General features: G+C 72.8%; 18 protein-coding genes. 10 read left to right on the forward strand and 8 right to left on the reverse strand.

Annotated elements, in window-relative coordinates; genetic code table 11:
• Nucleotides 1-3: 3 nt before the first annotated feature.
• From ACH4LD_RS12275 to ACH4LD_RS12285, 3 genes are read right to left on the reverse strand one after another with little or no spacing between them, the layout of a single operon-like run.
• Complete coding sequence (locus ACH4LD_RS12275) at nucleotides 4-399, reverse strand: DUF742 domain-containing protein (protein ID WP_103816536.1); 396 nt, start codon at nucleotides 397-399, stop codon at nucleotides 4-6.
• A 9-nt stretch (nucleotides 400-408) separates the two neighbouring features.
• On the reverse strand, nucleotides 409-843 hold the full coding sequence (locus tag ACH4LD_RS12280; RefSeq protein WP_398055951.1) for a roadblock/LC7 domain-containing protein: 435 nt from the start codon (nucleotides 841-843) through the stop codon (nucleotides 409-411).
• Nucleotides 840-3,707 carry a nitrate- and nitrite sensing domain-containing protein gene (locus tag ACH4LD_RS12285; RefSeq protein ID WP_398055949.1) on the reverse strand — a complete coding sequence of 956 codons (2,868 nt, stop codon included), beginning with the start codon at nucleotides 3,705-3,707 and terminating at the stop codon, nucleotides 840-842. Before ACH4LD_RS12285 ends, ACH4LD_RS12280 begins: the two co-directional genes overlap by 4 nt.
• 419 nt (nucleotides 3,708-4,126) lie before the next feature.
• Here ACH4LD_RS12285 and ACH4LD_RS12290 point away from each other — a divergent pair, with 419 nt between their 5' ends.
• A complete protein-coding gene (locus ACH4LD_RS12290) occupies nucleotides 4,127-4,660 on the forward strand; it encodes a hypothetical protein (RefSeq protein WP_398055973.1) in 534 nt (177 codons plus the stop codon).
• Between the two features lie 383 nt (nucleotides 4,661-5,043).
• On the opposite strand, the gene ACH4LD_RS12295 is transcribed toward ACH4LD_RS12290, so the two are convergent.
• The 3 genes from ACH4LD_RS12295 to ACH4LD_RS12305 are packed head-to-tail and all read right to left on the reverse strand — an operon-like array spanning nucleotide 5,044 to nucleotide 6,700.
• The gene (locus ACH4LD_RS12295) at nucleotides 5,044-6,249 is read right to left on the reverse strand and encodes an NAD(P)/FAD-dependent oxidoreductase (protein WP_398055948.1); all 1,206 of its coding nucleotides are present in this window, start codon (nucleotides 6,247-6,249) and stop codon (nucleotides 5,044-5,046) included.
• A complete protein-coding gene (locus ACH4LD_RS12300) occupies nucleotides 6,246-6,380 on the reverse strand; it encodes a hypothetical protein (RefSeq protein ID WP_398055947.1) in 135 nt (44 codons plus the stop codon). Before ACH4LD_RS12300 ends, ACH4LD_RS12295 begins: the two co-directional genes overlap by 4 nt.
• Entirely contained in the window at nucleotides 6,377-6,700 is a 324-nt protein-coding gene (locus ACH4LD_RS12305) for a bifunctional 3-phenylpropionate/cinnamic acid dioxygenase ferredoxin subunit (protein ID WP_398055945.1), read from the reverse strand. The genes ACH4LD_RS12300 and ACH4LD_RS12305 overlap by 4 nt, the downstream gene beginning before the upstream one ends.
• A 301-nt stretch (nucleotides 6,701-7,001) precedes the next feature.
• On the opposite strand from ACH4LD_RS12305, the gene ACH4LD_RS12310 reads away from it, so the two are divergent.
• From ACH4LD_RS12310 to ACH4LD_RS12350, 9 genes are all read left to right on the forward strand, one after another.
• A complete protein-coding gene (locus tag ACH4LD_RS12310; RefSeq protein ID WP_398055944.1) occupies nucleotides 7,002-7,841 on the forward strand; it encodes an IclR family transcriptional regulator in 840 nt (279 codons plus the stop codon).
• Between the two features lie 231 nt (nucleotides 7,842-8,072).
• The gene (locus ACH4LD_RS12315) at nucleotides 8,073-9,158 is read left to right on the forward strand and encodes an S-(hydroxymethyl)mycothiol dehydrogenase (RefSeq protein WP_398055943.1); all 1,086 of its coding nucleotides are present in this window, start codon (nucleotides 8,073-8,075) and stop codon (nucleotides 9,156-9,158) included.
• 2 nt (nucleotides 9,159-9,160) lie between these two features.
• The gene (locus tag ACH4LD_RS12320) at nucleotides 9,161-9,781 is read left to right on the forward strand and encodes an MBL fold metallo-hydrolase (RefSeq protein WP_398055972.1); all 621 of its coding nucleotides are present in this window, start codon (nucleotides 9,161-9,163) and stop codon (nucleotides 9,779-9,781) included.
• Between the two features lie 185 nt (nucleotides 9,782-9,966).
• Nucleotides 9,967-12,429, forward strand: a complete 2,463-nt coding sequence (locus ACH4LD_RS12325) for an FAD-dependent oxidoreductase (RefSeq protein WP_398055942.1) — start codon at nucleotides 9,967-9,969, stop codon at nucleotides 12,427-12,429.
• Nucleotides 12,430-12,438: 9 nt separating this feature from the next.
• A complete protein-coding gene (solA, locus tag ACH4LD_RS12330) occupies nucleotides 12,439-13,629 on the forward strand; it encodes an N-methyl-L-tryptophan oxidase (protein WP_398055941.1) in 1,191 nt (396 codons plus the stop codon).
• An 11-nt stretch (nucleotides 13,630-13,640) separates the two neighbouring features.
• Complete coding sequence (locus ACH4LD_RS12335; RefSeq protein WP_398055939.1) at nucleotides 13,641-14,786, forward strand: aromatic ring-hydroxylating dioxygenase subunit alpha; 1,146 nt, start codon at nucleotides 13,641-13,643, stop codon at nucleotides 14,784-14,786.
• The gene (locus ACH4LD_RS12340; RefSeq protein ID WP_398055938.1) at nucleotides 14,779-16,245 is read left to right on the forward strand and encodes an aldehyde dehydrogenase family protein; all 1,467 of its coding nucleotides are present in this window, start codon (nucleotides 14,779-14,781) and stop codon (nucleotides 16,243-16,245) included. Before ACH4LD_RS12335 ends, ACH4LD_RS12340 begins: the two co-directional genes overlap by 8 nt.
• Before the next feature lie 78 nt (nucleotides 16,246-16,323).
• Nucleotides 16,324-17,895, forward strand: a complete 1,572-nt coding sequence (locus ACH4LD_RS12345; RefSeq protein ID WP_030644868.1) for an APC family permease — start codon at nucleotides 16,324-16,326, stop codon at nucleotides 17,893-17,895.
• Between the two features lie 32 nt (nucleotides 17,896-17,927).
• Entirely contained in the window at nucleotides 17,928-19,478 is a 1,551-nt protein-coding gene (locus ACH4LD_RS12350) for a GMC family oxidoreductase (RefSeq protein WP_398055937.1), read from the forward strand.
• Nucleotides 19,479-19,502: 24 nt separating this feature from the next.
• Here ACH4LD_RS12350 and ACH4LD_RS12355 read toward each other — a convergent pair whose 3' ends face one another.
• Together ACH4LD_RS12355 and ACH4LD_RS12360 are read right to left on the reverse strand one after the other, a co-directional pair.
• Nucleotides 19,503-24,134, reverse strand: coding sequence for a hypothetical protein (locus ACH4LD_RS12355; protein ID WP_398055936.1), 4,632 nt, complete (start codon nucleotides 24,132-24,134; stop codon nucleotides 19,503-19,505).
• 71 nt (nucleotides 24,135-24,205) lie between these two features.
• Nucleotides 24,206-25,084: a hypothetical protein gene (locus ACH4LD_RS12360; protein WP_398055935.1), complete on the reverse strand. Its 879-nt coding sequence runs from the start codon at nucleotides 25,082-25,084 to the stop codon at nucleotides 24,206-24,208.
• Between the last annotated feature and the right edge of the window lie 11 nt (nucleotides 25,085-25,095).

Here is a 25,095-nt window from a genome sequence, read left to right on the forward strand (position 1 = left end):
CGGTCACAGCGCTCGGAGGCCGTTGATCACGTCGCGCAGAATACTCTCGTCCGGCAGCTCGGCCGGGGGCACCGGGCGGGTCACACGGACGAGTTCGGCGTGCACCAGGTCACCGATGAGGACGCGGACGACACCGATGGGCAGGTCGAGTTCCGCGGCCAGTTCGGCGACCGACTGGGGCACGTCCCGGCAGAGTCCGACGATCTCCACGTGTTCGGGGGACAGCGTCGGGTCCGATTCCGGGTCGCCCGTGCCGGGCTCCGTGACGACCACCGCGATCAGGTCGAGGCGGTGCTGGCCCTCGCTCGTGGTGCGGCCACGTGTCATGGCGTACGGACGGACGACCGGCCCGGCCTCGTCGTCGAACCAGTGGTTTCTTCCCTGACCGTCTGCGCTCATGTCATTCCACTACCCGCCTGCGGGCAGATCGGTGCGCGGGGCGGTGCCCAGATGGACGCCGACCCGCTTGACCAGGAGCGTCATCTCGTAGGCGACCTGGCCGACGTCGGAGTCGGCGTCCGAGAGGACGGCGAGGCAGCTGCCGTCCCCGGCGGCGGTGACGAAGAGGAAGGCGTCATCCAGCTCGACCACCGTCTGCCGGACACTGCCCGCCTCGAAATGGCGGCCGACGCCCTTGGCGAGGCTGTGGAAGCCGGACGCCACGGCGGCCAGATGCTCGCTGTCCTCCCTGGTGAGGTCCTTGGAGACCCCCGTGGGCAGGCCGTCGCCGGACAGGATGACGGCCTTGCGGATGCTGGCGACGCGGTCGACGAGATCGTCCAGGAGCCAGTTCAGCTCCCCCTTGTCCGTCGCCGTGTGGCCGGTCTCCTTCGGTGCGGTCATCGACCGTCCCCCTTAGTCGTTCCTCGTACTGTGCCGTTCGGGGCCTCGTCGCCCGCGGCGTTCTCCTCCCGGCCACGCTGCCAGCCGCGCTGGAGTGAGGCCATCCGACTGCGGACCTCCTCGGCATCGCGGTCGGCGGGTGACATCGCGCGCTCGGCGCGCCGGTCGGTGTCGTGCTTGAGCTGGGGGGCCAGGCTCGCCTGGCGTACGCGCCGGGGCAGCGGCCCGGTGCCCGGCTCCGGGGCCGGCTCATCGGCGGGTGCGGCGGTGCCGGAGCGGGGCGGGGCCGTGACCTCGGAGCGGGTCGGAGTCGTGGCCTCGGAGTGGGACGGAGCCGTGTCCGCCGGTCCGTCGGTGCCGGGTGTCCCGGTCCGGGTACGCCTGGGCAGTGCCGGAACCTCGGTGGCCGCTTCGGCGCTCCCGGCCGGCCTCGCGGTGCTGTCCTCGGCGTGGTCGGTGCGTCCGGTGGGGCGTCGGGAGGACGCGCCGCGGCGGCGGGTGGGCAGCGGGTCCGGTCCCTCCGTGTCGGAGCGGCGGGTGGCGGCGGAGGGCCCGGGGTCCGGTGCGCCGCGGCGGGGCCGCGGGTCGGTGACGGGCTTGCCGTGCGAGCTGACGAGCTTGGGCGTCTGCCGCCGGGGCAGCGGTACGGCCCCGTGCTCACGGGTCCCGTCCTGCGGCAGGCCGTCGCCCGGCGGGGTGGCCGCCTGCTCCTCGTCGTCCGGGCGGACCCTGCGGGGACGGAACAGACCGCCGCGCTCGCTGTCCTCGTCCGGGAGGGCGCCGGGGAAGTCGTCCAGCGTGTCCAGATCGACGGGCGCCTCCAGCTCGACCGGGCCGTCCAACAGGGACGTCGGCAGACCGGGCAGCTGCAACGGGGCCGGGGACCGCCCGGCACCGCGGCCCAGCGCCTGCTCGGTGCCCTTCGCCGGGCGGTCCCGGTCGAGCCGGAAGCCGACGCCGTTGGTGTCCGGGACGTCGTCGGTGAGCAGCGCGTCGGGGATGAACACGACGGCCGTGGTGCCGCCGTACGGCGACGGCTGGAGGGAGACCCGGACGTTCTGGCGCTGGGCGAGACGGCTGACCACGAACAGACCGAGCCGGTCGGTGTCGGAGAGTTCGAACTCGGGTGTCTCGGCGAGACGCAGATTCGCGTCCAGGAGTGCCTCGGCCGTCATGCCGAGGCCCCGGTCGTGGATCTCCAGGGTGAAACCGTTGGCGACCCGCTCGCCGAGGACCTGGACGGCGGTGTGCGGGGGCGAGAAGACGGTGGCGTTCTCCAGGAGCTCGGCCACGAGATGGGTGAGGTCGGCGACGGCGGGCCCGGTGACGGCCACCCGCGGCAGACGCCGGACCTCGATGCGCTCGTAGTCCTCGACCTCGGCGACGGCGGCACGGACGACGTCCATGAGCTGCACGGGCCGGCGCCACTGCCGGGAGGGCGCGGCTCCGGAGAGGATGACGAGGCCCTCGGCGTGCCGGCGCATGCGGGTGGTGAGGTGGTCCAGGCGGAACAGGTCGGCGAGTTCGTCGGTGTCCTCGGTCCGGCGCTCCATGCTGTCGAGCAGGGTGAGCTGCTTGTGCAGCAGCACCTGGCTGCGGCGGGCGAGGTTGACGAAGACCTCGGAGACGCCGGCCCGCAGCTCGGCCTGTTTGACGGCGGCCTCGACCGCCGCGCGCTGCAGGGTGTTGAGGGCCTGCCCGACCTCGCCGATCTCGTTCTTGTCGTACTCCAGGCGCGGGACCTCGGTCTCGACGTCGACCTGTTCGCCCGCGGACAGCCGGCGCATCACGCTGGGCAGCCGGACACCGGACGCCTCGTGCGCCTCCAGGCGCAGCTGGCGCAGGTCGCGGATGAGGGAACGGCCGACCCGGACGGAGAGCACGACGGAGAGCAGGAGCGCGAGCAGGCCGAGGGCGCCGGCGACGGCCGCCTGCACGATGACGCCGACCGCCACGGGGCGCATACGGTCCTGGAAGCGGTCGCCCACCTGGTCGTCCAGGGTGCCGAGTTCGTCCAGGACGGTTGCCGCGGAGGAGTCCCAGCTCTTCGCGGTGACATCGCCGGGGGTGCCGGAGTCCGAGGCGATGACGGTCCGTTCGGCCTCCCGCAGCGGGGCCGTGGTGGCGTTCTTCCAGAAGCGTTCGTAGCGGTCGCGCTCCGCGGCGGGCAGCAGGGGGAGGCTGATGTCGTACAGGAGGGTGCGCTGGGCGACGAGGTCGGAGATGTCACGGGTCTCGTCGCGGGTGAGCCGCCCGACGACGAGGGAGGAGCCGAGCAGGGCGTCCTCGCGGGAGAGCAACTCGCGGGCGCGGGTGATGTTCACCAGGGCGCGGGCCTGCTTGTCGAGCTCGACGTCGTCCAGGCCGTCGAGGGACGCGAGGAGCGCGTAGCAGGGGTCCACGAGACGGTTGTAGAGGTCGAGCGCCTGGGCGCGGGTGAGGGTGCCTCCCTCGACACTGCGGCGCAGGGGCCCGAGACCGTCCAGGGCGTCCAGGACCGCGGTGAGGTGTTCGCCGTCGTCCGCGTCCACGTCGGCCCGGAGGTCCTGGTCCTTGGCGTTCCCGCGGATGGTGGCGATCACCCGGTCGGTCGCGGCGCGGGTACGGCGCAGCGCCGAAAGGGCCTCGGAGGCGCGCGGGTCGGCGAGGTAGACGAGTGTCTGGCGGCGCTCCTGCTGCAGGACGCGAACGGTGTCCTCGGTGGGGTAGCCGATGTCCTCGACGACGTCGGTCACGCGGAACAGCTGGGTGACCTCGCGCCCCGTGAGCACCGTGGCGAAGCCCCAGACGGCGGTCAGGGACACCAGCGGCACGAGAAGCAGCGCCACGATCTTCCGGCGGATCGACTTCCCGCGAAAGCGCATGGCCTCCCCCAGCTCGACCCCCGCCGGTCGGGGGTGCTCATGTCCGTCAACAAACGGCGCGAGCCTACTACCGCCTCACAGTTAACTCGAAGACGTGTCCGGAGGGCGAACTTCCGCACTGGCGGCCAGACATGGCGAGTTGTCCGGGCATGGGGGGAGATCGCCACCGCGATCAGGACACCCACGCGGTGCTGCGACAGCCACGCGGTCGGGCGGTTGGCCGGAATTTTTCGCCAGTTGGGAATCTTCGGGGGATCTCGTGCGTCCTTCTCTATGGGAAATGGGGGCGGAATGGGCCACAGGAGCCGCATCCCGCATCCCGGCGGCGTAAATGAGCGCAAGCCGGGCAGCCACTGGGGAGTCGGGGTCTTCGGATGCCGGGGGCGAGGGGTCTGCCGGCGGTGGGGAGTGACACGGTGATGGGCACGGCGGAGCGGCGCGGGGCACCCGAGGAGAGCGTGGCGGAGCGCTCGCAGGCGCGGTGGGGGAAGGAGGCTCCGGATCGGGACATTCCGAGGCCGGAGCACGCCGGGGAGCCCGGTGGTGACGGACAGCGGCAGAACTACCGCCCGTTGTGGATCGAGGAGCCCGCGCGCCGGCACCCGTTGCCCGATCCGGTGCGTACGGCGGCGGTGCGGGCGCTCCTCGTCATAGCGGTGACACTGATCCAGGCGATGGTGGCGTTCCTGTGCACGCTGGCCGGGTCCTGGCTGGCGTTCCCCATGGTGATCAGCGGCGTGGCCAGCACGGTGGTGGCCACCTGGGCCGTGGTCGACGTATGGGTCACCCGTCAGGTGTGGAACCAGCGGTACGGCGTGGTCTCCGAGCCGAGCAGCACGGCCCGGTCCCTGCGCCGGGAGCGGCGCGCCCGCCGACGCCAGGAGCGGGCTGGCGTGCGGGAACAGGAGCGGATACGCCCCACCGGCGGCGCGGGGCGGCTGTCGCACTCCTGACTCCTGACGTACGGCGCCGCAACCGCGGGCGATCAGGCTGACCGGGGGCCTGGGTGCCGGAAGCCCGGTCGCTGCGCGCCCGGTAAACCGGCGGGCGAGGGGACGCACGGAAGCCTGGCCCACCGGACCCGGCCGCGGGAGACGCAGGCCATCGGAGGGCAAGGACCACCGAAGAACCGGCCACCAGCAGCGCCGACCATCGTGAAACCCGGCCACCAGCAGCACGGGTCAGCAGGAGCACCGGCTACCGGAAATCCGGCCATCAACAGCGCAGGCCACCGGAAGCAAACGTCATCGGAACGCCCGGCCACCAACAGCCGGCTCACCCCGATCCGGAGCCGAGCCACGCACACCCCGGGCGATCCGCGGCAGCACCGGACCCGTCACAGCGCGGCCGGCTCCACCCGCGGCTCTCCCGTCCGCCGGCGTTCCTCTCGCTGGAGTTCGCGTCGGGCCCGCATGAAGGCGCGGGGTCGGTCCACTCCGAGTACGGCGACGGTACGGCCGTCCCGTTCGTAGCGGGCGAGGAAGCCGGACTCACCGGGGGCGCCGTCGTCGGTGATCTCGCCCTCGGTGACGTGGACGGTGTCGCCCTCGCGGTACCGGCCCGCGAACTGGATCCGGGAGTGGTACTGGTCGGACCAGAAATACGGCAGCGTGCGAGCGGTCGCGACGGTGTGGCCGGCGAGGAGGTTGGTCACGGCCACGCGGGGCTGCTCGGTGGCGGAGGTCCAGTGTTCGGCCCGGGTGCCGCCCACCCGGGCGACGTCACCGATCGCCACCACCTGGGGCAGGGCGGTCACGCAGCCGTCGTCGCACAGCACACCGTCGTGCAGCGCGAGTGCCGAGCCCACGAGCCAGTCGGTGTGGGGACGGGCGCCGATACCGACGATCACGACGTCGGCGGGCAGTCTGCGGCCGTCGGTGAGGTCGACCCCGGTGACGCCGGCGGTGCCCCGGAGCGCGGCCACGCCGGTGCCGGTGATCAGCTCAACCCCGCCGCGGCGGTGCAGGGTGGCGCAGACCTCGGCCATCCGGGCGCCGAGTTGGGGCACGAGTGGTAGCGGGGCGGCCTCGACCACCGTGACGTCGTGGCCGAGCCGGGCACATGAGGAAGCGGTCTCGGCGCCGATGAAGCCGCCGCCGATGACGACGACCCGGCGGTGCCCCCGGGTGAGTTCGGCGCGCAGGGCGCGGGCGTCGTCCAGGGTGCGCAGGGTGTGGACCCCGGCGAGGCGGTCGCCGGGCAGTCGGCGGGCGGCGGCGCCGGTGGCGATGACGACGCCGTCGGTGGAGACTGTGCGGCCGTCGCCGAGGAGGACGGTGCGGCCACGGGGGTCGAGCCCGCGAGCGCGGACGCCGAGCAGCCACTCGGCGTCGAGCGCGGCGGTCTCGTCGGCGTCGGTGAGGGCCAGTGCGCTCTCGTCGGCGCGGCCGATGAGGAAGTCCTTGGAGAGAGGAGGGCGGTCATAGGGGTGGTGGGGTTCCTCGCCGACGATCACCAGTCGGCCGTCGAAGCCCTGGGCGCGCAGCTCACGGGCGGCGTAGAGCCCGGAGAGGGAGGCGCCGACGATGGTCACGGTTCTCATACGGCACGGCTCCTGGCGTCGGGGGCGGTGGGGTGGTGGCGGGACCGGGCGGGGCGGAGACGAGCGCCCGCGCCGGCGGGCGCGCGGCCGAGGACGGTGGGGGCGGGGTGCCGGTGCCGGTCGGTGGTCACGCGGCCGTGCCCTCCTCCGCGCCGAGGTGGACGTGCACGACGCCGTCCTCCACGGTGACGCGATAGGTGCGCACCGGGCGCCGGGCCGGCAGACAGGTCGGTTCGCCGGTGCGCAGGTCGAAGGACGCCGCGTGCAGCGGGCATTCGACCAGGCAGCCCTCCAGCCAGCCCTCGGAGAGGGAGGCGTCCTGGTGGGTGCAGGTGTCGTCGATGGCGTACAGCTCGCCGTCCTCGGTGCGGAACACGGCGATCGGCGGTGTGCTCGCGACGCGGACGGACTCACCCTCGGGGAGGTCTTCGAGGCGGCAGACGGGAATCACGGGCCCCCCTCTCGGTCCGGGACACAGGGTCCGGGACCTGCTCGATGCAGGCGTCAGGGATGCTGCCGGGAACCCGGACCCACGTCGGTCCGGCCCGGTGAAGCGGCAAGGGAGTGACGGACCGCCAACGGTCCGGGTGGTCCGGCACCCTTCCGGGATCCGGACGCTTCGGTAACATGATGTTTCGCATGGCGCACGATCCAGCGCTATGCGCAACAGAATCCGGGCGGGACGACCGTCGCGTCAAGGGCTTCCCGCAGATGCGGCCCGAACCGGGCCCACAGGTGGTGAGAGTTGAGCCATGACCCGCACGCAGAAGCAGTCTGACCGCAGCGAGGAGACCACGGAGAACCCAGGGACCCCGGAGAGGCAGAGCGGCCGCGGAGCCGCCAGCGCGGTGCAGTCGGTGGACCGCGCCGTGAGCGTGCTGGAGATCCTCGCGCGGCACGGCGAGGCGGGCGTCACCGAGATCGCCGAGGAGCTGGACGTCCACAAGTCCACGGCGTTCCGCCTGCTCGGCGTCCTGGAGAACCGTGGCCTGGTGGCCCAGGCCAAGGACCGCGGCAAGTACTACCTGGGGGCCGGCGTCCTGCGCCTGGCGGGGGCGGCGGCGGTGCGTCTCGACATCTCCCAGGAGGGCGTCCCGGTCTGCCGGGAGGTCGCCGACGAGCTGGGCGAGACGGTCAACATCGCCGTGCTCGACGACGACGCGGCGGTCAACATCATGCAGGCGCGCGGCACCGCGTCCGTCACCGCGCAGAACTGGCTGGGCAGACGCACCCCGCTGCACGCCACCTCCAGCGGGAAGGTCCTCCTCGCGCACATGCCGCCGACCCTGCGCGAGGGCCTGCTGGCACGGCCGTTGCCGCGGTTCACGGACCGTACGATCACCGGCGCGGCGATGCTGCGCGCCGAGCTGGAGGCCGTGGTGGAGCAGGGCTACGGCGTCACGATCGAGGAGCTGGAGCTGGGGCTCGCGGCCGTCGCGGCGCCGGTGCGCGCCCACGACGGCAAGGTGATCGCCGCGATCAGCGTGTCGGGTCCGGTCTACCGGCTCAACGCGGACCGGCTGCCGGAGGTGGCCAAGCGGACGGTCGCCGCGGGCGCCGAGCTGTCCCGGCGGATGGGATACGGCTTCTGACGCGCCGCGACTCCGCTGATCCCCCACGCCCTCGTCACGCTCACCACCCGCACCACGGCGCGGGACCGGAAGCTCCCGGTCCCGCGCCGCCGTGTGTCCGACGGGTTTCGCCCCCCAGGTTCCTTTTGCCAAGGGTTAACGCGCACCCCTTGACGGCCCCGTGACGCCGTTCTCAATATGTTCCCCATCGCGCAACCCATCGTGCAATGCGCAACAGCAGAGGAGCTTGTCGTGCCACACGAGGTCCGTGCCGTAGTCGCTGTGAAGAAGGGCGCACCCGTGGAGGTGCGGACGATCGTCGTCCCCGACCCGGGTCCCGGCGAGGTGCTCGTCAAGGTGCAGGCCTGCGGGGTGTGCCACACGGATCTCCACTACCGCGAGGGCGCGATCACCGACGACTTCCCGTTCCTGCTGGGACACGAGGCGGCCGGCACCGTCGAGTCCGTCGGCCCCGGCGTCACCGATCTGAAGCCCGGCGACTACGTCGTACTGGCCTGGCGGGCGCCGTGCGGCAGCTGCCGTTCCTGCCGCCGGGGCCGGCCCTGGTACTGCTTCGACTCCCGCAACGCCGCACAGCCCATGACGCTGCTGGACGGCACCCCGCTCAGCAACGCGCTCGGCATCGGTGCCTTCGCCGAGAAGACGCTGGTCTCGGCGGGCCAGGCGGTGAAGATCGACCCGGCGGCGCGGCCCGAGGCGGCCGGTCTCATCGGCTGCGGGGTGATGGCCGGTTACGGCGCGGCGGTCAACACCGGCAACGTCGGCCGGGGCGACTCGGTCGCCGTCATCGGCTGCGGCGGCGTCGGCAACGCGGCCGTCGCGGGTGCCTGCCTCAACGGCGCCATGAAGGTGATCGCCGTGGACATCGACGAAAAGAAGCTGGACCAGGCCGAGAAGTTCGGCGCCACGCACACCGTCAACTCCCGGGGCACCGACCCGGTCGAGGCGGTCCGGGAGCTCACCGACGGGCACGGCGTGGACATCGCGATCGACGCGGTCGGCCGTCCCGAGACCTTCCTCCAGGCCTTCTACATGCGCGACCACGCGGGTCTGCTGGTCCAGGTCGGCGTCCCGGCCCCCGAGATGAAGGTGGAACTCCCGCTGATCGACGTCTTCTCGCGCGGCGGCGCCATCAAGTCCTCCTGGTACGGCGACTGTCTGCCGAGCCGGGACTTCCCGTTCCTGATCGACCAGTACCTCTACGGCCTGCTCGACCTCAACGCGTTCGTGTCCGAGACGATCGCCCTGGACCAGGTGGAGGAGGCGTTCGGCAAGATGCACCGCGGTGAGGTGCTGCGCTCGGTGGTGGTCCTGTGAGCGTGCGCGGGGCCGTACGCGTCGAGCGGGTCGTCACCTCCGGGACGTTCAGCCTGGACGGTGGGACGTTCGACGTCGACGACAACGTCTGGCTGGTCGGCGACGAGGACGAGGTGCTCGTGCTGGACGCCGCGCACGACGCCGAGGCGATCCACCGCGCCACCGCCGGCCGGCGGGTCACCGCCATCGTCTGCACCCACGCCCACGACGACCACATCGACGCGGCGCCCGGGCTCTCCGTCCTGACCGGCGCGCCCGTACTCCTGCATCCCGACGACACCGGGCTGTGGTCGCTCACCCACCCCGGTCGCGAGCCGGACGGCGAGCTGGCCGACGGCCGCATCCTCACGGTGGCCGGCATCGAGCTGCACGTCGTCCACACCCCCGGTCACACCTGGGGCAGCTGCTGCCTCCACGCCCCCTTCCTGAACGCCGTCTTCACCGGCGACACCCTCTTCCACGGCGGCCCCGGCGCCACGGGCCGCTCCTACTCCGACCGCCCGGCGATCGAGGCGTCCGTCCGCGCGCGGCTGCTGACCCTCCCGGGTGACACCGTCGTCCACCCCGGCCACGGCCAGGACACGACGATCGCCGCCGAGCGGCCGAACGTCCCCGCCGCCTGAGCACCCCGCCACCGGCTCGCCCTCCACCTGAACACCCCGCCAACGGCTCGCCCTCCACCTGAACACCCCGCCGTCGGCCTCCCCCGCGGCCCAGCCTCCCCGCCTCCCCCGGCCCGCCCCGAGGGCCTCGCGCACCTACGCCACAAGAGCCCGCACCCGCCATCCCCGCCACCACAAGGAGGGGCATGTCCAGCACCCCCGAGAACCGGTCCCAGGGACCCCGTGTCGTCGTCATCGGCGCCGGCATCGTCGGCTGCTCCCTGGCCGACGAGTTGACCGCCCGCGGCTGGACCGACGTCACCGTCCTCGAACAGGGCCCCCTGCCCGCCCCGGGCGGCTCCACCTCGCACGCCCCGGGACTCGTCTTCCAGACCAGCCCGTCCAAGACTCTCACGGAGTTCGCCCGGTACACCGTCGAGAAGTTCCGCGCCCTCGAAGTCGACGGCGTCTCCTGCTTCCACCAGGTCGGCGGCCTGGAACTGGCCACCACCCCCGAGCGGCTGGCCGATCTGCACCGACGGGCCGGTTACGCCGCCTCCTGGGGCATCCGGGGAGAGGTCGTGAGCACGGCCCGGTGCAAGGAACTTTGGCCACTGCTGGACGAGTCGGTGGTCCTCGGCGGCTTCCACACCCCGGACGACGGCCTGGCCCGCGCTCTGCTCGCGGCCCGCGCCCAGATGGACCGCGCCACCGTGCGCGGGGCCCGCTTCCTGGACCGGCACACGGTCACCGGGATCGAGCAGCGGGACGGCCGGGTCACCGCGGTCGTCACCGACCGGGGCGCCTTCCCGGCCGACCACGTCGTCTCGGCGGCCGGTTTCTGGGGCCCGGTGATCGGCCGCATGGCCGGGATCGACGTACCGCTCCAGCCCCTCGCCCACCAGTACGCGAAGACCGGGCCGCTGCCCGGGCCGCGCGGTGCCACGGCCGAGGCCACGCGGCCCATCCTCCGCTTCCAGGACCGTGACCTGTACTTCCGCGAGCACGCCGACCGCATCGGGATCGGTTCGTACGCGCACCGCCCGATGCCGGTGGATCCGTTCGCGGTCCCGGCGTACGACGAGGCGCGCGGCCGGGACATGGAGATGCCGTCCTCGTACCCGTTCACCCCCGAGGACTGGGCACCGAGCTGGGAGGACTGCCGGCGGCTGCTGCCCGCGCTGCGGGAGTCCGTGATCGAGAGCGGGTTCAACGGGGTGTTCTCCTTCACTCCGGACGGCATGCCGGTGCTCGGGGAGGCGCGGCGGCTGCGGGGCTTCTGGCTGGCCGAGGCGGTCTGGGTGACCCATTCCGCGGGTGTCGCCAGGGCGGTGGCCGAGTGGATGGTGGACGGACGGCCGTCCTTCGACGTGCACGAGTGCGACCTCACGCGGTTCGAGGAAGCGCAGCGTTCACCGTCGTACGTCCGCGAGCGCGGTTCACAGCAGTTCGTCGAGGTGTACGACGTCCTTCACCCCCTCCAGCCCATGGAGCGGCCGCGGCCGCTGCGCGTCAGCCCCTTCTACACCCGCCAGCAGCAGCTCGGCGCGTTCTTCCTGGAGGGCGCCGGCTGGGAACGCCCGCACTGGTACGAGGCGAACGCCCCGCTCGTGGACGCCCTCGGCGACCTGCCCGAGCGCGACGCCTGGTCGGCCCGCTACTGGTCCCCCGTCGCCGCCGCCGAGGCGAAGGCCACCCGCGAGAAGGTCGCCCTGTACGACATGACCCCGCTGCGCCGCCTGGAGGTGACCGGGCCCGGCGCCCTCGCCTTCCTCGACCGCATGACCAGCAACAACCTGCGCAAGAAGCCCGGCGCGGTCACGTACACCCTGCTCCTGGACGAGACCGGGGGCATCCGCTCCGATCTCACGGTCGCCCGTCTCGCCGCCGACCGCTTCCAGGTCGGCGCCAACTCCCCCGCCGACCTCGACCGGCTCCTGCGCCACGCACCAGGCGACGTCCAGGTCCGCGACATCACCTCCGGCACCTGCTGCATCGGCGTCTGGGGCCCCCTCGCCCGCGCCCTCGTCCAGCCCCTGACCGGCGACGACTTCTCCCACGAAGGCTTCGGCTACTTCCGGGCGAAGCAGACGTACCTCGGACACGTGCCGGTGACGGCGATGCGCCTGAGCTACGTCGGCGAGCTGGGCTGGGAGCTGTACACCACCGCCGACCTGGGCCTGAGGCTGTGGGACACGCTGTGGGAGGCCGGACGGGACCTGGGTGTGATCGCCGCGGGCCGCTCCGCCTTCAACTCGCTGCGCCTGGAGAAGGGCTACCGGGCGTGGGGCACCGACATGACCGACGAGCACACCCCCTTCGAGGCGGGCCTCGGCTTCGCCGTCCGCATGGACAAGGAGGACTTCGTCGGCAAGGCGGCGCTCCAGCGGGCCGGAGAACCCACCCGCCGGCTCACCCCGCTCCTGCTGGACGACCCCGCCGCCGTGGTCCTCGGCAAGGAACCGGTCTACGCCGACGGCGCCCCGGCCGGTTACGTGACCAGCGCGTCGTACGGCTACACGCTGGGACGCTGTGTCGCCTACGCCTGGCTGCCGGCCGGCCTCGCCACCGGCACCGGCGTGCACATCGAGTACTTCGGCGAGAAGGTCCCGGCGACCGTCGCCGACGAGCCGCTGTTCGACCCGAAGATGACCCGCATCCGCCGCTAGGAGGCGACCGTGTCACCGTCTTACGACGTCATCGTCATCGGACTCGGCGGCATGGGCAGCGCCGCCGCCCACCACCTGTCCGCACGCGGCGCCCGCGTCCTCGGCCTGGAGAAGTTCGGCCCGGTCCACAACCGCGGCTCCAGCCACGGCGGTTCGCGCGTCACCCGGCAGTCGTACTTCGAGGACCCCGCGTACGTGCCGCTGCTGCTGCGCGCCTACGAGCTGTACGAGGAACTGGAGCGGGCCACCGGCCGGGACATCGCGATCCTCTCCGGTGGTGTGATGGTCGGCCCGCCCGAGTCCCGGACCGTCTCCGGCGCGCTGCGCTCGGCGACCGAGTGGGACCTGCCGCACGAGATGCTGGACGCGAAGGAGATCCGCCGCCGCTTCCCGACGCTCCACCCGTACGACGACGAAGTCGCCCTGTTCGAGGCGAAGGCGGGCCTGGTGCGGCCCGAGAACATGGTCGCCGCGCATCTCCAGCTGGCCACCCGGCAGGGTGCCGACCTGCACTTCGAGGAGCCGGTGCTGCGCTGGGAGCCGTACCGGGACGGGGTGCGTGTGCACACGGCCGAGAACACCTACACGGCCGGGCAGCTGGTGATCTGCCCCGGTGCCTGGGCGCCGCAGCTGCTCACCGATCTCGGGGTGCCGGTCACCGTCGAGCGGCAGGTCATGTACTGGTTCCAGCCGAAGGGCGGCACCGAGCCGTTCCGGCCCGAGAACCATCCGGTCTACATCTGGGAGGACGCGGCCGGCGTCCAGGTCTACGGCTTCCCGGCCATCGACGGCCCGGACCTCGGCGCCAAGGTCGCCTTCTTCCGCAAGGGGCAGGTGACGACCCCGGAGACCATCGACCGGACGGTGCACGAGGACGAGATCCGGGCCATGGCGGACCACATGTCCCGCTGCATCCCGGACCTGCCCGGCACCTTCCTCAAGGCCGCCACCTGCATGTACTCCAACACCCCGGACGAACACTTCGTGCTGGCCCGGCACCCCGCCCACCCGGAGTCGGTGACCGTGGCCTGCGGCTTCTCCGGGCACGGGTTCAAGTTCGTGCCGGTCGTCGGCGAGATCCTGGCCGACCTGGCGCTGACCGGTGCCACCGCGCATCCCATCGGCCTGTTCGACCCCGCCCGCCCCCTGGCTCGGCCTCGTCCGAGCGGGGGCACCCCCACCGCCGCCGCGTCCGCCTGAGGAGCCCGCCCGTGACGACGACCCCGATCTCCCCGAGCCCGGTCTCCCCGAGCCTCATCGCGACGCTTCCGGGCCACTACTACACCGACCCGGAGGTCTTCCGGCAGGAGCAGGAGAAGATCTTCGAGTCCCTGTGGTTCTGCGCGGTGCGCGGCGCCGACCTGGACAAGCCGGGCGCCTTCCGCACGGTCCAGGTGGGGCGCGAGAACGTCATCATCACCCGGACCCGCACCGGCGAGCTGCGCGCCTTCCTCAATGTGTGCCGGCACCGCGGGGCGCGGCTGTGCACCGAGGAGTCCGGTGAGGTGCGGCGCAGCCTGCAATGCCCGTACCACGCGTGGACGTACGACCTTGACGGCAAGTTGATCGCCGCACCCAACTTGATCAAGATGCCCGATGTTGATCGAGTCGCATACGGGTTGATCAAGGTGGCTCTGCGCGAGTGGCTGGGCTACGCCTGGGTGTGCCTCGCCGAGGAACCGCCGTCCTTCGAGGACACGGTGATGCACGCGGCGGTGGAGCGGCTCGGCGACGCCGCCGCCATCGAGCACTACGGCACCGAGCAGCTGGCCCTCGGCAGACGCGTCACCTACGACGTCCGGGCCAACTGGAAACTGATCGTCGAGAACTTCATGGAGTGCTACCACTGCGCGACGATCCACCCGGAACTCACCGAAGTGCTGCCGGAGTTCGCCGACGGCTACGCGGCCCAGTACTACGTGGGCCACGGCGCCGAGTTCGGCGAGGAGGTCAAGGGCTTCACGGTGGACGGCAGCGCGGGCTTCGCCAGGCTCCCCGAGGTGACCGCCGACCAGGACCGCCGCTACTACGCGATCACGGTCAAGCCGACCGTGTTCGTCAACCTCGTCCCCGACCATGTGATCCTGCACCGCATGTTCCCGCTGGCGGAGGACCGCACGGTGGTGGAGTGCGACTGGCTGTACGCGCCGGAGGTCGTGGCCTCGGGCGCGGACGTGTCGAAGTCCGTGGAGCTGTTCCACCGCGTCAACGTCCAGGACTTCGAGGCCTGCGAGCGCACCCAGCCGGCGATGTCCTCGCGCGCCTACCGCCACGGCGGGGTGCTGGTCCCGAACGAGCACCACATCGGGATCTTCCACGCCTGGCTGCTGGACCTGCTGGGGGACTCCCGTGCCTGACCTGTTCATCGACGGTACGTGGCGGGGCGCCCTCGACGAGCGCACCCGGGAGATCCGCTGTCCCGCCGACGGCTCCCTGGTGGGCGTCGTGGACGAAGCCGGGGGCAAGGACACCGTGGAGGCCGTCGCGGCGGCCCGGCGCGCCTTCGACACCGGCCCCTGGCCGCGTACGCCCGCCACCGAGCGCGGCTTCCTGCTGCTGCGGGTCGCGGACCTCCTCGCCCGGGACAAGGACGCCCTGGCCCGCGCCGAGTCCCTGGACACGGGCAAGCGGCTGGTGGAGAGCGCGTACGACATGGACGACGTCGTCCACTGCTTCCGCTACTTCGGGCGGCTGGTCGCGGGCGAGACCGGCCGGGTGATCGACACCGGCCGGGCGGACGTCGACAGCCGGGTGGTGTACGAACCGGTCGGTGTCTGCGCCCTGATCACACCGTGGAACTACCCGCTGCTGCAGACCGCGTGGAAGGTCGCCCCCGCGCTCGCGGCCGGCAACACCTTCGTGCTGAAGCCGAGCGAGCTGACCCCGCACACCGCGATCCACCTGGTCCGGCTGCTGGCGGAGGCGGGGCTTCCGCCGGGCGTGGCCAATCTGGTGCTGGGTGCCGGGCCGGAGGCGGGCGCCCCGCTGGGCGACCATCCGGACGTCGACCTGGTGTCCTTCACCGGCGGTCTGCAGACCGGCCGCCGGCTGATGGCGGCGGCGGCCGGCACGGTGAAGAAGGTCGCGCTCGAACTCGGCGGCAAGAACCCCAACATCGTCTTCGCGGACGCCGACTTCGAGGCCGCGGTCGACATGGCGCTCACCGCCGTCTTCCTGCACTCCGGGCAGGTTTGTTCCGCCGGGGCCCGGCTGCTGGTCGAGGACGCGCTGCACGACCGGTTCGTGGACGAGGTCGTCCGGCGGGCGCGGCTGATCCGGCTCGGCGGGCCGTTCGACGAGCGGGCGCGGACCGGGCCGCTGATCTCCGCGGCGCACCGGGCCAAGGTGGAGGCCTATGTCGCGCGAGGGCTGGCGGAGGGCGCGGTGCTGCGCTGCGGCGGCGCCCGGCCCGCCGGCCCCGGCTACGACAAGGGCTTCTACTACCTGCCGACCGTCCTGGACGAGTGCACGAGCGCCATGTCCGTCGTCCGGGAGGAGTCCTTCGGGCCGGTGCTGACCGTCGAACGGTTCACCACCGAGGAGGAGGCCGTCCGGCTCGCCGACGACACGGTCTACGGCCTCGCGGGTGCCGTCTGGACCTGCGACGAGGCCAGGGCCGCGCGGGTGGCGGGACGGCTGCGGCTCGGCACGGTCTGGATCAATGACTACCACCCGTACGTGCCGCAGGCCGAATGGGGCGGTTACAAGCAGTCCGGGTTCGGACGCGAACTCGGACCGGCGGGGCTCGCCGAGTACCGCGAGACGAAACACATCTGGCGCAACACCGCGCCCTCACCGCAGGGCTGGTTCGACTGACCCACCCGTCACCCACCCGATCCCGGCACCCGCACGGGCCGCTGCCTCCCCCTCCCCAGGCCCACGAGGAGTCCGCTCATGACGACCACCGAGCAATCGCCAGGCCCGCACCACCACGACGACGCCGAGCTCGCCGAGTTCGGCTACAAGCCGGAACTCAGGCGCACCCTCGGCCACTTCCACACCTTCGCCGCCGGGATCAGCTACATCTCCATCCTGACCGGCACCTTCCAGCTGTTCTACTTCGGCTACGGCAGCGGCGGCCCCGCCTACTGGTGGTCGTGGCCGATGGTGTTCGTCGGCCAGTTCATGGTGGCCCTGTGCTTCGCCGAACTGGCCGCCCGCTATCCGGTGGCCGGCTCGGTCTACAACTGGTCGAAGAAGATCGGCAATCCGCATCTCGGCTGGCTCGCCGGGTGGATGATGCTGATCGCGTCCATCGTGTCCATCTCGGCGGTCGCGCTGGCCTATCAGCTCACGCTGCCGCAGATCTCCTCCGTGTTCCAGTTCGTCGGGGACGGCACCGGCAAGTACGACGTGGCGACCAACGCGGTCGTGCTCGCTGCCGTGTTGATCCTGTTCACCACCCTGGTCAACGCGTTCGGCGTCAAGCTGATGGCCACGATCAACACGGCGGGCGTCTTCATCGAGTTGATCGCGACGGTTGTATTGATCATCCTCTTCGCCGTCCACATCACCCGTGGTCCTCAAGTCGTCATGCAGACGAACCACACGGGATCGGGTTACTCAACGGGTTACCTCGGCGCCTTCCTGGTGGCCTCGCTGGCGTCCGCGTACGTCATGTACGGATTCGACACCGCCTCCTCCCTCGGCGAGGAGTGCCTGGACCCGTCCCGGAACGCCCCGCGCGCGATCATCCGCGCGATCGTCGCCTCGTTCATCCTGGGCGGCCTGGTGCTGCTGCTCGCGCTGATGAGCGTCTCCAGCCTCAAGGGCGACAAGCTGTCGACCGACGGCCTGCAGTACGTCGTGCTCGACGTGCTCGGCCCGACGGCGGGCAAGGCGATGCTGTGGTGCGTGCTGATCGCGGTCACGGTGTGCGCGCTGGCCGTGCACACGGCGGCGATCCGGCTGGCGTTCGCGATGGCCCGGGACAACAACCTGCCCGCGTCCTCACTGATGGCCCGGGTCAGCCCCCGTTTCCAGACCCCGGTCCTGCCGGCCGTGATCATCGGGGTGCTGGCGCTGGCGATCCTCGTGGTCAACATCCGCCAGCCGCAGATCTTCACGGTCGTCACCAGCATCGGCATCATCATGATCTACCTCGCCTACCTGGGCGTCACCGGGCCGATGCTGGTGGCCCGGCTGCGCGGCACCTGGCGGCCCGCGGGCGAGGGCAGGTTCTCGCTGGGCCGCTGGGGACTGCTCGTCAACATCGTCGCGGTGGTCTGGGGGGCGGCGATGACGGTCAACCTGATCTGGCCGCGCGCCGCCGTCTACAACGCGTCCGCGCCGTACCACTGGTACCTGCGCTGGGGCGCGGTCCTCTTCGTCGCGGTCATCGCGGGCGGCGGCTTCGCCTACTACTGGTTCGTCCAGCGGCACCGCACCGGTGTCCTCGCCGAGCACCGCCTGGACGCCGCGGCGGCCGCCCCGCCCCCTCCGCTCGCCGCCCCCGCGGCCGAGTGATCCCGCCCGATTCCGGCTGACCAGGAGGTCACATGAGCATCGATGAGTTCGACTACGTCGTGGTCGGTGGCGGCACCGCGGGCAACGTCGTGGCCGCCCGGCTCTCCGAGGACCCCTCGGTGACGGTGTGCGTGCTGGAGGCGGGCCCCAGCGACGTCGGCGACGACGACGTCCTCAGACTGGAGCGCTGGATGGGGCTGCTGGAGTCCGGTTACGACTGGGACTACCCGGTCGAGCCGCAGGCCAGCGGCAACAGTTTCATGCGGCACGCGCGGGCGAAGGTGCTGGGCGGCTGTTCGTCGCACAACTCCTGTATCGCCTTCTGGGCGCCCGCGGAGGACCTGGACGACTGGGCGGCCCAGGGCTGTGCGGGCTGGAGCGCGGCCGACCTGTTCCCGCTGTACCGCCGGCTGGAGAACAACGACGCCCCCGGCGACCACCACGGCCGCACCGGCCCCGTGAGGCTGCGCACGCTGAAGGGCGGGGACCCGTGCGGCGCCGCCCTTCTGGAGGCGTGCGCCCAGGCCGGTATACCGACGGTCCCGTTCAACACCGGGAAGACGGTGGTGCGCGGGGCCAACTGGTTCCAGATCAACTCCGACGAGAACAACATCCGTCAGTCCTCGTCCGTCGCCTATCTCCACCCCGTCCTGGGCAAACGCCCGAATCTGGACGTACGGACCGGGGTGCGGGCCAAGAGGCTGGTGCTGGAGGGGCGGCGGTGCGTGGGCGCCGAGTACCTTGACCCCGATCTGGTGCACACGCGCACGGTACGGGCCCGGCGCGAGGTGATCGTCTCCTGCGGCTCGATCGACTCCCCCAAGCTGCTGATGCTGTCCGGCATCGGCCCGGCCGGGCATCTGCGCGAGGTCGGCGTCGAGGTCGTCGTGGACGCCCCGGGCGTCGGCGAGAACCTCCAGGACCACCCCGAGGGCGTGATCATGTGGGAGGCGAAGCAGCCGATGACCACCACGTCCAGCCAGTGGTGGGAGGCGGGCGTCTTCTACGACACCGAGCCCGGCCTGGACCGGCCCGACCTGATGTTCCACTACGGGTCCGTGCCGTTCGACATGAACACCGCGCGCTGGGGCTACCCGACCTCGGAGAACGCGTTCTGCCTTACCCCCAACGTGACGAAGGCGAAGTCGCGGGGCACGGTACGGCTGCGGACGCGGGACTACCGGGACAAGCCGAAGGTGGATCCGCGCTACTTCACGCACGAGCACGACGTGCGGGTGATGACGTACGGGCTGAAGCTGGCCCGTCGTATCGCCGAGCAGCCGGCGCTGGGCGGCTGGGCGGGCGCCGAGCTGGCGCCGGGACCGGACGTCCGCACGGACGACGAGTTGCTGGACTACATCCACAAGACGCACAACACCGTCTACCACCCGTCGTGCACCGTGAAGATGGGCGCCGACGACGACCCCTCGGCCCCGCTCGACGCGCGGTTGCGGGTCAAGGGGGTCGAGGGGCTGCGGGTCGCCGACGGCTCGGTGATGCCCGACCTGATCGCCGTCAACCCGTGCATCACGACGATGATGATCGGTGAGAAGTGTGCCGACCTGATCAAGGAGGACGCTTGATCAATGGATCGGTCAACCCATTGATCACGCCGGCTTCTTGTACATCCTCGTCGCCGTGATCTCGCTGTGCACCGCCTCCCCGGCCTGGGGCTGCTGGGGCAGCCCGGGCCGGAGGTGTTCCTCCACGCTGATGTACTTCAGGCCCGCCCGGAGGTCGGCGTCGTTGCGGAGGCGGATGACCAGTGGGAACTCGGCGAGGGCGGTGGTGTCGAACAGGCCGGTGGTGTACAGCAGCTGGACGCCCAGCGCGTCGGACACCGCTCGCTGGAGTTCGAGCAGGTAGGTGGCGTTGGCCCGGCCGATCGGGTTGTCCAGGAAGAGCGTGCCGGCGTGCCGGTGCTTGTCCCGGCCCCGGTCGTTCGAGCGCAGGGCGGCCATCGTGCAGTACAGGGCGATGGCCGCCGTGAGGAGCTGGCCACCGGAGAAGACGTCGCCCATCTGGCCGACCGGGACGCGTTCGGCGCGCAGCACGGCGTCGGGCTTGAGGATCTCGACGGCCACGCCCTTCGGCTGCAGGGCCGCGGCGACGCCGCGCAGCAGCAGGGACATGCCGTCGCGGCGCAGGTCGGAGTTCTTCTTGACGGCCGCGCGCGTGGCCTCGTCGATGACCTCGCCGAGCCGTTCGGTGAGCGTGGCGTGGTCGGGCTCCTCGAAGCGGATGCGCAGGAACTCCTGACCGGACCACTCGCCGAGCCCCTCCGGCAGGCGGGAGAGCCGCTGGGCGGACCGCAGGGTGGCGAGCGCCGACTCCACGAGACCGCGCAGCCGGTCCACGATCGAGTCGCGGTTGCGCTCCAGCTGGGCCAGCTCGTCGGTCAGGACGCGCAGCCGGGGCGCGAAGGCGTCCGCCCACTTCTGGGCGTGTTCGGGCAGCGCGGAGGCGGGCAGTTCGCGGATCTGCTGCCGGGCGGGGGTGCGGACCTGCTCGTAGCGCGTGGAGTTCGCGTGCCGGACGAGGACGTCGCTCGCCTCGCGCACGGCGGCCTCGGCGGCGGACAGGTCGGCCGCGCAGCCCCGCAGCGAACGGCGGGCCTCGGCGGCGGAGTGCCGGGCCTCCTCCAGGGTGCCCGGGTACGGCTCCGGCTCCTCCTGCTCCTCCTCGGGGGGGTGTTCGCGCAGCAGGTCGCGGAGCATGGCGGCGATCTCGTCGAAGCCGCCTGCCGCGTCCTCGGCGGCGCGGTGGGCGTCCAGCAGCTCCGCGTGCGCCTCGCGGGCCTCGGCCAGCGCCCCGGTGCGCGCGGCGAGTTCGGCCGTGGCGGTGCGCAGCAGCGCCTGGGCGTGCTCGGCGTCGCGCGGGACGAGTTCCCCGGGCAGCTCGGTGTGCGCCTCGCCGTCCTCGGGCGCGTGCCGCTCGGCCTCGCCACGCAGCCGGCCGAGCTGCTCGCTCGCGGTCGACATCCGGGTCTCCAGGAGCTGCACCAGCTCCTCCGCGCGGGCGGCGGCGGCCTGCCGGGAGGGCCCGTCGGCGCCGTCGGGCGACTGGAGCAGCTGCTCGGCGCGGGTGCGGACCTTGTTGCTGAGCCGGTCCAGTTCGGCGCGGGCGGCGCTCTCGTCGCTCTCCGCGCGGGCCTGCTCGGCGCGCAGGTCGGCGCCGACGCCGACCTTCTCGTACACCTGGGAGGCGGCCCGGTAGGCCTCGCGGAGGGCGGGCAGGGACGCCTTCGGGGCGTCCTCGTCGTCGACGGGTACGTCGTCGGGGGCGCCGGCGATCTCGGCGCGCTCGGCGCGCAGGGCGCGCGCGGTGCGGCGGGCGTCGTCGGCGGCGCGCTGGGCGGCGCGGCGGTCCTCGTCGGCGGCGCGGGCGCGGTCCAGGCAGGTCTGGGCGCGGGCCTCGGACTCGGCGGCCTCGTCGGCGAGTTCGCGGAGCTTCACCTGCCAGCCTGCGCGTTCGCGCAGCCGGAAGGCGAGACCGGCGAGGGCGTCGGCGGCGCGCCGGGCCTTCTGCGCGGCCTCCTGCCGTTCGTCACGGATCTGGGCGGCCTCGGCGGCGGACTCGTCGGCCTCCGCCCGTACCGTGCGTGCCTCGGCGAGTTCGGCCTCGGTCTCCTCGGCGAAGGCGCGGGCCTCCTCGGCGGCCCGGGCCAGCTCGGTGAGGTGTCCGGCGGGGCAGCCGGTGCGCCAGGAGGCGAGCCGCGCTGCCAGTTCCCGGTCCTTGCCGAGGCGGGCGGCCAGGGCGCGGATCTCCTCGTCGCGTGCGGTGGCCCGGGCGCGCAGTGCCTGGCGTTCCTCGTCGGCGGCATGCTCGTCGTGCATGGCCGGGTTCGGTGGCACGAGGAACACGTCACCAGGGGTGGTGCCCTGGGCGGGGGGCGGGGCGAGCAGCGCGGCGGCGGTGCCGACGGCGACGGCGGAGCGGGGCAGCAGGGCGGCGTCACCGAGGGCCTCACGGGCACGCGCGTGGGTGTCCGGGTCGGTGATGATCACGCCGTCGACGAGTTCCGGGCGAGCGGCGAGCACGCGCGCGTGGTCGGCGGGGTCGACGGCCTGCGCCAGGTAGCGCCAGCCGGGCAGGGCCGGGATGCCGTGTTCGCCGAGGAACTCCACGGTGGCCAGCACGTCCGGGCCGGGCGGCAGCAGCCCGCCGTCGCCGAGGGCGCCGAGGATGCGGGCGTCGTCGGCGGCGGCCGTACGCAGCTCGAACAGGTGCCGTTCGGCGGTGGACACGGCGTCGTCGAGGAGTTGGCGCAACTCGTCGGCGAAGCGGTCGAGTTCCTCGGGGGTGAGAGCGCCGCGGGCCGCCTCGGCGGCCGGTGCGCGGGGGGTGTCGCCCTCTTCCGTCCTGGGCGCGGGCACCCGCGCCACGCTCGGCGCGCCCGGCAGGCTCAGCAGTTCCGCGAGCCGTTCCTCGGCGGCCAGCGACTCGGCGAGGCGCCGCTCGGCTTCATGGGCGCGCTCGGCGGCGGCCGCCGCGTCCGCCGCGCGGGCCGCCGTCAGCTCCGCGCGGGACTCGGCGGAGGCCGCCTCGCGCGCGTGCTCGGTGGCCTTGCGGGCGGCCTCGCGGGCCGCGTCCCAGGCGGCGACGGCGGTCTTCTCGGCGTCGCTGGCGGCGAGCGCGGCCCGCGCGGGGTCGGCGTCCGGGGCGCTGTCGTCCAGCCAGCCCGCGCGAACGGCCTCGGCGGTCTCCTGCTCGACCTCGGCGAGCCGCTGGCGCAGATGCCCGGCCTCGCTGCGGGCCCGCTGCGCCTCGGTGGCGGCGGCGGTGGAGTCCCGGTAGGCGGAGTCGCTGACCGCCTGGAGGGCCGCGGAGCGCTCCTCCTCCTCGTTGGCCAGGGCCTCGGCGCTCCCGGCGGCGGCGTGCAGGGCCCGTACGAGGTCGACGGCGGCCTTGGCGCGGGCGGCGAGCGCGGGGGCCGCGTCCCGTTCGGCCTCCTGGATGGCGGCGGACACGCGCGCGACGCGGTCGGCGGCGGCCCGGTGGCGCAGTACGGCCTCGGCGGCCTGCCAGGCCGCGTGCAGGGTGCGGGCGTCGGCCAGCTCGCGCTTCTGCGCGGCGGCGGACTTCTCGGCGGCGGCCAGCGCCAGGGAGGCGTGCCGGTAGGCGAGTTCGGCGGCGATGAGGGCGCTGCGTTCGCGGGCGCCCTCGGAATGGGTGACGGCGTACGCGGCGGCCGTCACCCGCTGGGCGAGGTCGGCGGCCCGGACACGCTCGCGCACGGCTCGCGCGGACAGCCGCCGGGCCAGCGTCCGGGTGCGGCGCTCGGCGCCCGCGTGGACGTCACGCGCGCGTGCGCGCGCCTCGGCGGCCTCCACGATCCGGCCGAGCAGGTCGACCGAGCCCGCGGTGAAGTCCCGTTCGGCGATCAGTTCGGCGCGTCGGCCGAGCTTGTTGCCGAAGCCGCTGACGAGGTCGGCGAGGCCGTCGGTGTCGCGGGTGTCGGTGACGGCGCGCAGCAGCAGGTCGGTGAAGTCGGAGTCCTTCTTGACCGCGAAGAGGCCGGCCGCCTCGCCCTCATCGGCGTTCATCTCGCGCTGGTAGCGGAAGAGTTCCGGGTCGAGGCCGAGGTCGCCGAGGTGCTCGGTCCAGCGCTCGTGGATCTCCTCCCAGTGCACCTCCAGGTGCGGGTAGACCTTGCCGGCCTCCATGAGGGCGTCGCGGAAACCCTTCATGGTGCGGCGGCGGCCGTGCGCGCCCGAGGTGCCCTCGGCGGGCGGCCGTACGGCGGTGGACTCGGCGACGGGCAGGTTGTCCAGGCTGAGGCCGGGGCCGGGCCGGAAGGAGTACCAGGCCTCGGCGAACTTGCGCGGGTCGTTGGAGACCTGCCGGCCGCGCCACTCGCTGACCTTGCCGACGACCACGCACTCGCCGGTCAGCACGTGCTGCCACTCCAGGGCCACGTGACCGCAGTCGTCGGCGAGCAGGAACTTGCGCAGCACGCCGGAGCTGGCGCCGCCGAGCGTGTTGCGGTGGCCCGGCAGCATCACCGAGAAGATCAGCTTGAGCAGCACGGACTTGCCGCCGCCGTTCTCCAGGAACAGCACGCCCGCGGGCGCGGGCCGGCGCGGCGGACCGGACGGCTCCTCCTCGAAGAACTCCACCTGTGTGGGCGCCGGGTCGGGCACGGGTTCGCCGACACCCCTGAGGTCGAGCACGGTGTCGGCGTAGCGCGCACCGGCGGGACCGATGGAGTAGAGGCGGACCCGGGACAGCTCGTACATGGCGGACTCTCGTAAGTCTGGTGAAAGGTGCGGTGGTTCGGGAGGTCTGGAGCTGCGGGAGCTTCAGCGCGTCAGGAGTGGAACGGCAGTCCGGCGTCGGCCACCAGGTCCAGGTCGTCGGTGTCCTGGGCGGGCAGCAGGGTGGCCGTGCCGTCGGTGACCGGGACGATGCCCAGCTCCAGCAGTTCGGCCAGGGCGGCGCTGCCGGCCAGGTCGCGGACCTGGAGCTGGTAGCGGGCCGTGGTGCGGTAGGTGCCGCCGTTGTCGTCGCCGGTGCGCTGGAGGAAGCCCGAGTCGGTGAGGAAGGCCATGGCCTTCGCCACGATGCCGGTGGTGGAGGCGGCCGGCCGGCGGGCGTCCTTGGTGGCGCCCGTGGCACTGCGTCTGGCCCAGATTCGCCAGGCCGCCTCCAGGCCGGGCGCGTCGGTCGCCGGGTCGGTGTTCTCGCCCTGCTCCTCGGCGCGCTCCTCCAGACGGCGGCAGGCCTGCCGGACGAAGGCGTCGACGCCGTTGACGGTGACCCGGCCGATGTAGGAGTCGTCGACCAGGTCCTCCGGGCGCGGGAACGCCAGCGCGGCGACCGCGAGATGGGCCAGCCCGTGCAGGAAGCGGTCGCCGGAGTCGGCGGCGGTGCGACGCGCGTAGTCACCCATGCGGACGGCGAACACCGAGTCCTCGGCGGCGGTCACGGCCATTCCCGCGCGCGGGGAGACCTCCAGCACGACGAGCCCCAGACCGGCGGCGACGGCGTCGGCGAGCCGGGCGAACGCCGGGTCGTCGCGGTAGCGGCGCAGCAGTTCGGTGTACTCCTGGTCGCGTGCGGGCGCCAGCTTGGGCTGGAGTCCGAAGGCGACGAGCCGCGCCGCGTCGGCGGCGTCGGCGGGGGTGACGGCGGAGCCCGCCGGGGCGGCGGCAGGCTCGGGTTCACTCCGGTCGACGTGCTCGGTCACGGGTTCGGCTC

Source organism: Streptomyces sp. NPDC017676 (assembly GCF_044329325.1).
Lineage (GTDB): Bacteria > Actinomycetota > Actinomycetes > Streptomycetales > Streptomycetaceae > Streptomyces.

Excerpts from the sequence above, each read along its gene's own strand:
- ACH4LD_RS12275 (WP_103816536.1), bottom strand. The coding sequence starts at position 399 with ATGAGCGCAGACGGTCAGGGAAGAAACCACTGGTTCGACGACGAGGCC.
- ACH4LD_RS12280 (WP_398055951.1), bottom strand. The coding sequence starts at position 843 with ATGACCGCACCGAAGGAGACCGGCCACACGGCGACGGACAAGGGGGAG.
- ACH4LD_RS12285 (WP_398055949.1), bottom strand. The coding sequence starts at position 3,707 with ATGCGCTTTCGCGGGAAGTCGATCCGCCGGAAGATCGTGGCGCTGCTT.
- ACH4LD_RS12290 (WP_398055973.1), top strand. The coding sequence starts at position 4,127 with ATGGGCACGGCGGAGCGGCGCGGGGCACCCGAGGAGAGCGTGGCGGAG.
- ACH4LD_RS12295 (WP_398055948.1), bottom strand. The coding sequence starts at position 6,249 with ATGAGAACCGTGACCATCGTCGGCGCCTCCCTCTCCGGGCTCTACGCC.
- ACH4LD_RS12310 (WP_398055944.1), top strand. The coding sequence starts at position 7,002 with ATGACCCGCACGCAGAAGCAGTCTGACCGCAGCGAGGAGACCACGGAG.
- ACH4LD_RS12325 (WP_398055942.1), top strand. The coding sequence starts at position 9,967 with ATGTCCAGCACCCCCGAGAACCGGTCCCAGGGACCCCGTGTCGTCGTC.
- ACH4LD_RS12345 (WP_030644868.1), top strand. The coding sequence starts at position 16,324 with ATGACGACCACCGAGCAATCGCCAGGCCCGCACCACCACGACGACGCC.
- ACH4LD_RS12350 (WP_398055937.1), top strand. The coding sequence starts at position 17,928 with ATGAGCATCGATGAGTTCGACTACGTCGTGGTCGGTGGCGGCACCGCG.
- ACH4LD_RS12355 (WP_398055936.1), bottom strand. The coding sequence starts at position 24,134 with ATGTACGAGCTGTCCCGGGTCCGCCTCTACTCCATCGGTCCCGCCGGT.